Origin of the sequence: uncultured Romboutsia sp. (assembly GCF_958366745.1) — a bacterium.
Classification (GTDB): domain Bacteria; phylum Bacillota; class Clostridia; order Peptostreptococcales; family Peptostreptococcaceae; genus Romboutsia; species Romboutsia timonensis.
The window spans coordinates 1-5,688 of sequence record NZ_CATXCO010000157.1 but is presented as its reverse complement, the minus strand read 5'-3'; the positions used below and the strand labels follow the sequence as shown (position 1 = coordinate 5,688).

The window sequence follows — 5,688 nt, the reverse complement described above, 5'->3', positions numbered from 1 at the left end:
AAGTGAATAATAATTTTGACGAAAGACTAAAACAATACTCAGAAGAAATAAAGAGTATGGAGATAGTTTACCAAAATGGAAGAGTTAAATATATAAATAAGAAAAATATGATAAATTTGAAAAATAGGAATATACAAGATGAATCTAGATGTATAAAAAGTGAGAATCAGGAAAAAGATTTTTATACAAATGATGAAGAGTATTCGAGTTTTAAAAATATGTATAGTTTAATATTAAAGTTTATTTTTACATGTATTATATTTATAAGTATGCCTTTTGTGGCTAACAAAATTGCTAATGTAGGAGTTAATGAGTTTGTTTCAGGTATTGGAACTATTTTTATATCTTATTTTATAGTAAATATAATATGGGTATTTTTAGAATAAAGTATTATGTTATCTTATTTAAATAATAATACTTGTAATGAAAAAAATTATATTTATAAAAAAACTAATATAGAATATATAAACTGCTAATTCATATAATATTATTAGGCATATCTAAAACTCTTTTAGATATGCCTACCTAAAATACATTTATTTTAATTGTTCGGGTGTATGCATATAAAACTACAACTTTATAAAAATATAATGTACGGGTTAAAAGACTAACTACTTTCGAAGAAGTTAGTCTTTTTTATATGTAGATATATTTTATAGTTTATAAAAATTAAAAAGTTAAAATATACTATATACAAGTGGTATACTATATACTATAAAACAAAATGGCGATTAAGGAAGGAAAACTTATGAAAAAATCATTAGTATTAGCAGAGAAACCTTCAGTAGGTAGAGATATAGCTAGAGTATTAGAATGTAAAAATGATAAAAATGGATATATAGAAGGAAGTAAGTATATAGTAACATGGGCATTAGGGCACTTAGTTACATTGGCAGATCCAGAAAGTTATGATCAAAAGTATAAGGCATGGAATATAGATGAGTTACCAATACTACCAAAGCATCTAAAAACTGTAGTAATAAAAAAAACTAGTAAGCAATTTAATATAGTAAAATCTCAAATAAATAGAGATGATGTAGGAAAAATAGTAATAGCAACAGATGCAGGGCGTGAAGGTGAATTAGTTGCAAGATGGATATTACAAAAGTGTAATACAAATAAGCCATTAAAACGCCTTTGGATATCATCAAGTACAGATAAGGCTATAAAAGATGGATTTAAAAATTTAAAAGAAGCATCAAAATATGAAAATTTATATAACTCAGCAATAGCAAGAGCTGAAGCTGATTGGATTGTTGGAATAAATGCAACTCGTGCTCTTACAACAAAGTTTAATGCACAACTTTCTTGCGGAAGAGTACAAACTCCAACACTTGCAATGATACATAAAAGAGAAGAAGAAATAAGAAATTTTACACCAAGAGAATACTATACGTTAGAAGTGAAAACTAAAATATCAAATGAAATAGTAAAGTTTACTTGGCAAGATAAGAAAAATCTAACATCAACATTTAGTAAAGATAAGATAGATAATATATATAATAAAATAAAGAATAAAGATTTAGAAATTGTAGAAGTTAATAAAGTAGATAAAAAGAAATATTCACCTGGACTATATGATTTAACTGAGTTACAAAGAGATGCAAATAAAATATATGGATTTTCAGCAAAGGAAACATTATCAATAATGCAAAAACTATATGAGCATCATAAAGTACTTACATATCCAAGAACAGATTCAAGATATTTAACAAGTGATATAGTGGGTACATTAAAGGATAGAATAAAAGCAGTAAATGTAAGTGATTATTCAAAAGTTTGTAATAAATTACTTAAATCAAATATAAAAGTAAATAAATCATTTGTTGATGATTCAAAAGTAAGTGACCATCATGCAATAATACCTACAGAAGAAAGAGTATTTATAAGTAACTTAAGTGAGAAGGAAAGAAAGATCTTTGATCTTGTTGTTAAAAGATTTTTAAGTGTATTATGTCCACCTTTTGAATATACAGAGACAAAAGTTAAAGGTAATGTAGAAGGTGAAATATTTGTAGCTAAAGGGAATAAAATAAATAGTTTAGGATGGAAGGAAACTTACAAAGATTTAGATGATGAAGAAACTTATGAAAGTATGCCGAATATAAGTAAAAATTCTATATTAAAAATAGATGATATTAAAGTAAAGGTTGGTAAAACTAATCCTCCAACTTATTTAAATGAAGCTACTCTTTTAACAGCTATGGAAAAAAATAATTTAGGGACAGTTGCAACTAGGGCAGATATAATAGAAAAATTATTTAATTCATTTTTAATAGAGCAAAAAGGAAAAGATATATTAATAACTTCTAAAGGAAAGCAATTATTAGACCTTGTACCAACAGAGTTAAGAACTCCAGAACTTACATCAAGTTGGGAAAAGAAATTACAAGATATATCTAAAGGAAAGTTAAATAAAAATATATTTATAAAAGAAATGAAAGATTATTCAAAAGATATAGTTAAAGAAATTAAAAATAGTGATAGTAAGTTTAAACATGATAATTTGACTAAAAATAGATGTCCTGAATGTGGTAAGTATATGCTTGAAGTTAAGGGAAAAAGAGGAAAGATGTTAGTTTGTGAAGATAGGGAATGTAACACTAGAAAAACAGTATCTCAAATAACTAACTCAAGGTGTCCTGTTTGTCATAAAAAACTAGAGCTTCGTGGTGAAGGAGAAGCAAAAACATTTATATGTTCTTGTGGACATAGAGAAAAATTATCAGCATATAATAAGAGAAAACAAGAAGATAAAAATAAAGCATCTAAAAAAGACATAAATAAATACTTAAAAAGTCAAAATAAAGATGTAGAGAATTTTAATAATCCATTTGCACAAGCTTTAGCTAAGTTAAAAAAATAATATAAATTTTATAAAATCGACTTAAAATATTTATATATTTTACTTCTAAAAATTAATAACTTAAAATGGTAAAAATGGTATTATATATAGTTAGAACAAATATTAGGAGGCACCTGTGAAAAGATTAGCAATAATAATACTTACAAGTACAATTTTACTAACTGGATGCAGTAGTAATGATAAGATAGCAATGCTTGAAAATGCTGTTAAATCTAGTAAGGATTTAATAGCAAAAGAAGAGTTTGAACAAGCCAAGGGATTATTAGTATATGTATCACAAAATGGAGGAAGCAAAATAGATGGATATTCAAATCTTAATGGTCAGTTAGATAAATTGCTTTTAGCTACTGAGTATTATGAAAATGAAAAATATGAAGAGTCGATTAAATTATTAAAAGAATTGTTTAATAAAGAAGATACTGAAGGCGGTATTATAAAAGGTGTAGTGGCCTTGGGAGCAAAAATAAAAGAAAAAACAGAAAATGATACAATACAAGTTGATAATAAAGTTACATCAAATCTTATAACTTGGGATAATGTATATGCATCATCTCATTTAATTCAAAAGTCTATGAATTATAAAGTTGAAAATGTTATTGATGATAATCCATCCACTGCTTGGATAGAAGGTGTAAGTGATGATGGAATAGGACAATTTATACAGTTTTCAAGTAATAATACATTTAGAGTTGATAAAATAGATATAATAAATGGATTTAGTAAAAATCAAAAAACATATATGAAAAATAATAGAGTTAAAAAAGTTATTATAGAGTTTTCAGATAAGAGCCAACAAGTATATGAGCTAGAAGATAATAATATGGAGTACCAAACTATAGATATTGGTGGAATAAATACAAATTCAGTTAAAGTCATTATCCAAGAAGTATATACTAATGGTAGAGTATATAAAGATACATGCATATCAGAAATATCTGTATATGGACAAGAATTATAGATATAAAAATAGCCTAAGGTAAATTTTATCTTAGGCTATTTTTATATCTGCAAGTAAACTAAGTTTAAATTAGATAATCTTTTAAATTATTGTAATTATAATTTTATACTAAGCATCCTTTGTTTTTTATATTGTTAATAAGACTTGGTTTATGATATAGTATATTTTATCGTTTGTCAAAAAATAAGTTATTTTGTAAAATGCTAATGAAGAGAGGAAATATATTATGGAGCCTATAAGAATTAATCCAGATGAATTTAAATTAGAAAATTTTATAAATTATTATAATGATAATGTTGAAGAATTATTATCAGAATACCCTAATTATGTATCAAGAATTTGTTTAATAGATAGAGATTATATGGATGTAGTTATTTTTGATGAAGACTATGAAGAATTAGAAGATGCGAGTGATTATAAAAAGCTTTTACTAAATGGAGAGTATGCACTTCATTTTGCTATAGGCAAGACATATGAGGGGGCAGAAAAAGTAGAGTTTATAGATGGAAAAAAATATATACTTAATCATTATTTAGATGATATATATGAGGATAATAGCACTATAAAAGATATAGGAGAATTGAGCTTAAATGTTGATAATCTAATTGGATTATTATTTGACTTTGAAGAGGAAGATGAAGAAATTGTAATCTCTGTTGTAGACTTTGAACATGGTGGTGGATTATCTAATCCAAGAATAAGAGAAGTTGATGATAGTGGAGATATAGAAAATATATTAAAAGAATTAATAGAAAAATTTAGTGAATAATAAATAGGAGATAAGTTTGTGTGAAAATAAGCTTATCTCCTATTTTTATACAATATAAAATAGATATAAAATTTGTAATATAATTTTCATATGCTTATGTACGGTTATTTATAATATATATTATAAATTAACTAAAAATATCAAATAATAAGTAAAAAGATATAAAAGGAGATATAAATCATGTTCAATGTTGCACCTATTGAATGGGTAGGATATTCGGCATCTTTATTTATAGTAATATCACTTACAATGACATCTATAGTAAAGTTAAGAATAATAAACTCTATTGGATGTTTACTATTTGTTATATATGGTCTAAATGTGAAAGCTTACCCTGTTGTTATATCTAATGCACTAATTATAATGATAAATATATACAATTTATATATGCTATTTAAAAGTAAAAGGCAATAAATATTAAGCTCTGATATTTTATCAGAGCTTTTTAGTATTTAAATTTGCAAAAGATATTATTTACCATAATATGGAAAGTAATAAATATATATGTTATAATTTGACATAAGCATACAAGAATCGACTTTAGTAAGGGGATAGATATGAAGACAATGAATAAGAAATATATAATATATATGTTATTATTGATTATTTTGCTAATAACTACAAATATAGTTTATGTATCAGCATATAACAATATAAATTTCAAGAATATAACTAGTGAAGATGGCCTTTCACAAGGAACTGTTGAAACTATAATTCAAGATGACCAAGGATATATATGGTTAGGAATTAATGATGGATTATGTAGATACAATGGGTATGAATTTAAAATATACAAGCATGATGAAGAATTGGAAAATAGTATTACAAATAATTATATTGTAGATATAAAGCAGGATAATTCAGGAAATATATGGGTAGGTACAGCTAATGGATTAAGCAAAATAGATACAAAAACTGATTTAATAACTAACTATAATATGAATGATGAAGAAAAAAGCTTATCACATTATAATATTGGAGATATATTGATAACTAAGTCTGGAGATGTTTTAGTTGGAACATCAGATGGTTTAAATATATATAATCCTGAATTGTCAATTTAAATCAGACAAATTACTTATGAATCACTAAGCA

6 protein-coding genes are annotated in these 5,688 nt (G+C 24.8%); all 6 read left to right on the top strand.

Annotated features, from left to right (window positions below):
* Nucleotides 1-386, top strand: a 386-nt coding sequence (locus Q5F54_RS09900) for a hypothetical protein (protein WP_302334340.1), incomplete at its 5' end; no start/stop codon positions are given.
* A gap of 362 nt (nucleotides 387-748) precedes the next feature.
* Entirely contained in the window at nucleotides 749-2,866 is a 2,118-nt protein-coding gene (locus Q5F54_RS09895; RefSeq protein ID WP_302334339.1) for a DNA topoisomerase III, read from the top strand.
* Between the two features lie 115 nt (nucleotides 2,867-2,981).
* Nucleotides 2,982-3,824 carry a discoidin domain-containing protein gene (locus Q5F54_RS09890; protein ID WP_281537453.1) on the top strand — a complete coding sequence of 281 codons (843 nt, stop codon included), beginning with the start codon at nucleotides 2,982-2,984 and terminating at the stop codon, nucleotides 3,822-3,824.
* A 226-nt stretch (nucleotides 3,825-4,050) separates the two neighbouring features.
* On the top strand, nucleotides 4,051-4,593 hold the full coding sequence (locus Q5F54_RS09885) for a hypothetical protein (RefSeq protein WP_277232854.1): 543 nt from the start codon (nucleotides 4,051-4,053) through the stop codon (nucleotides 4,591-4,593).
* Between the two features lie 180 nt (nucleotides 4,594-4,773).
* Complete coding sequence (locus Q5F54_RS09880; protein WP_277232856.1) at nucleotides 4,774-5,007, top strand: lactate dehydrogenase; 234 nt, start codon at nucleotides 4,774-4,776, stop codon at nucleotides 5,005-5,007.
* 143 nt (nucleotides 5,008-5,150) lie between these two features.
* Nucleotides 5,151-5,657 carry a two-component regulator propeller domain-containing protein gene (locus Q5F54_RS09875; protein WP_288526864.1) on the top strand — a complete coding sequence of 169 codons (507 nt, stop codon included), beginning with the start codon at nucleotides 5,151-5,153 and terminating at the stop codon, nucleotides 5,655-5,657.
* The last annotated feature ends 31 nt before the right edge of the window (nucleotides 5,658-5,688 follow it).

Bases quoted from the DNA above. Each gene is read 5' to 3' on its own strand.
- Q5F54_RS09895 (WP_302334339.1), top strand. From the start codon at position 749: ATGAAAAAATCATTAGTATTAGCAGAGAAACCTTCAGTAGGTAGAGAT.
- Q5F54_RS09885 (WP_277232854.1), top strand. From the start codon at position 4,051: ATGGAGCCTATAAGAATTAATCCAGATGAATTTAAATTAGAAAATTTT.
- Q5F54_RS09880 (WP_277232856.1), top strand. From the start codon at position 4,774: ATGTTCAATGTTGCACCTATTGAATGGGTAGGATATTCGGCATCTTTA.
- Q5F54_RS09875 (WP_288526864.1), top strand. From the start codon at position 5,151: ATGAAGACAATGAATAAGAAATATATAATATATATGTTATTATTGATT.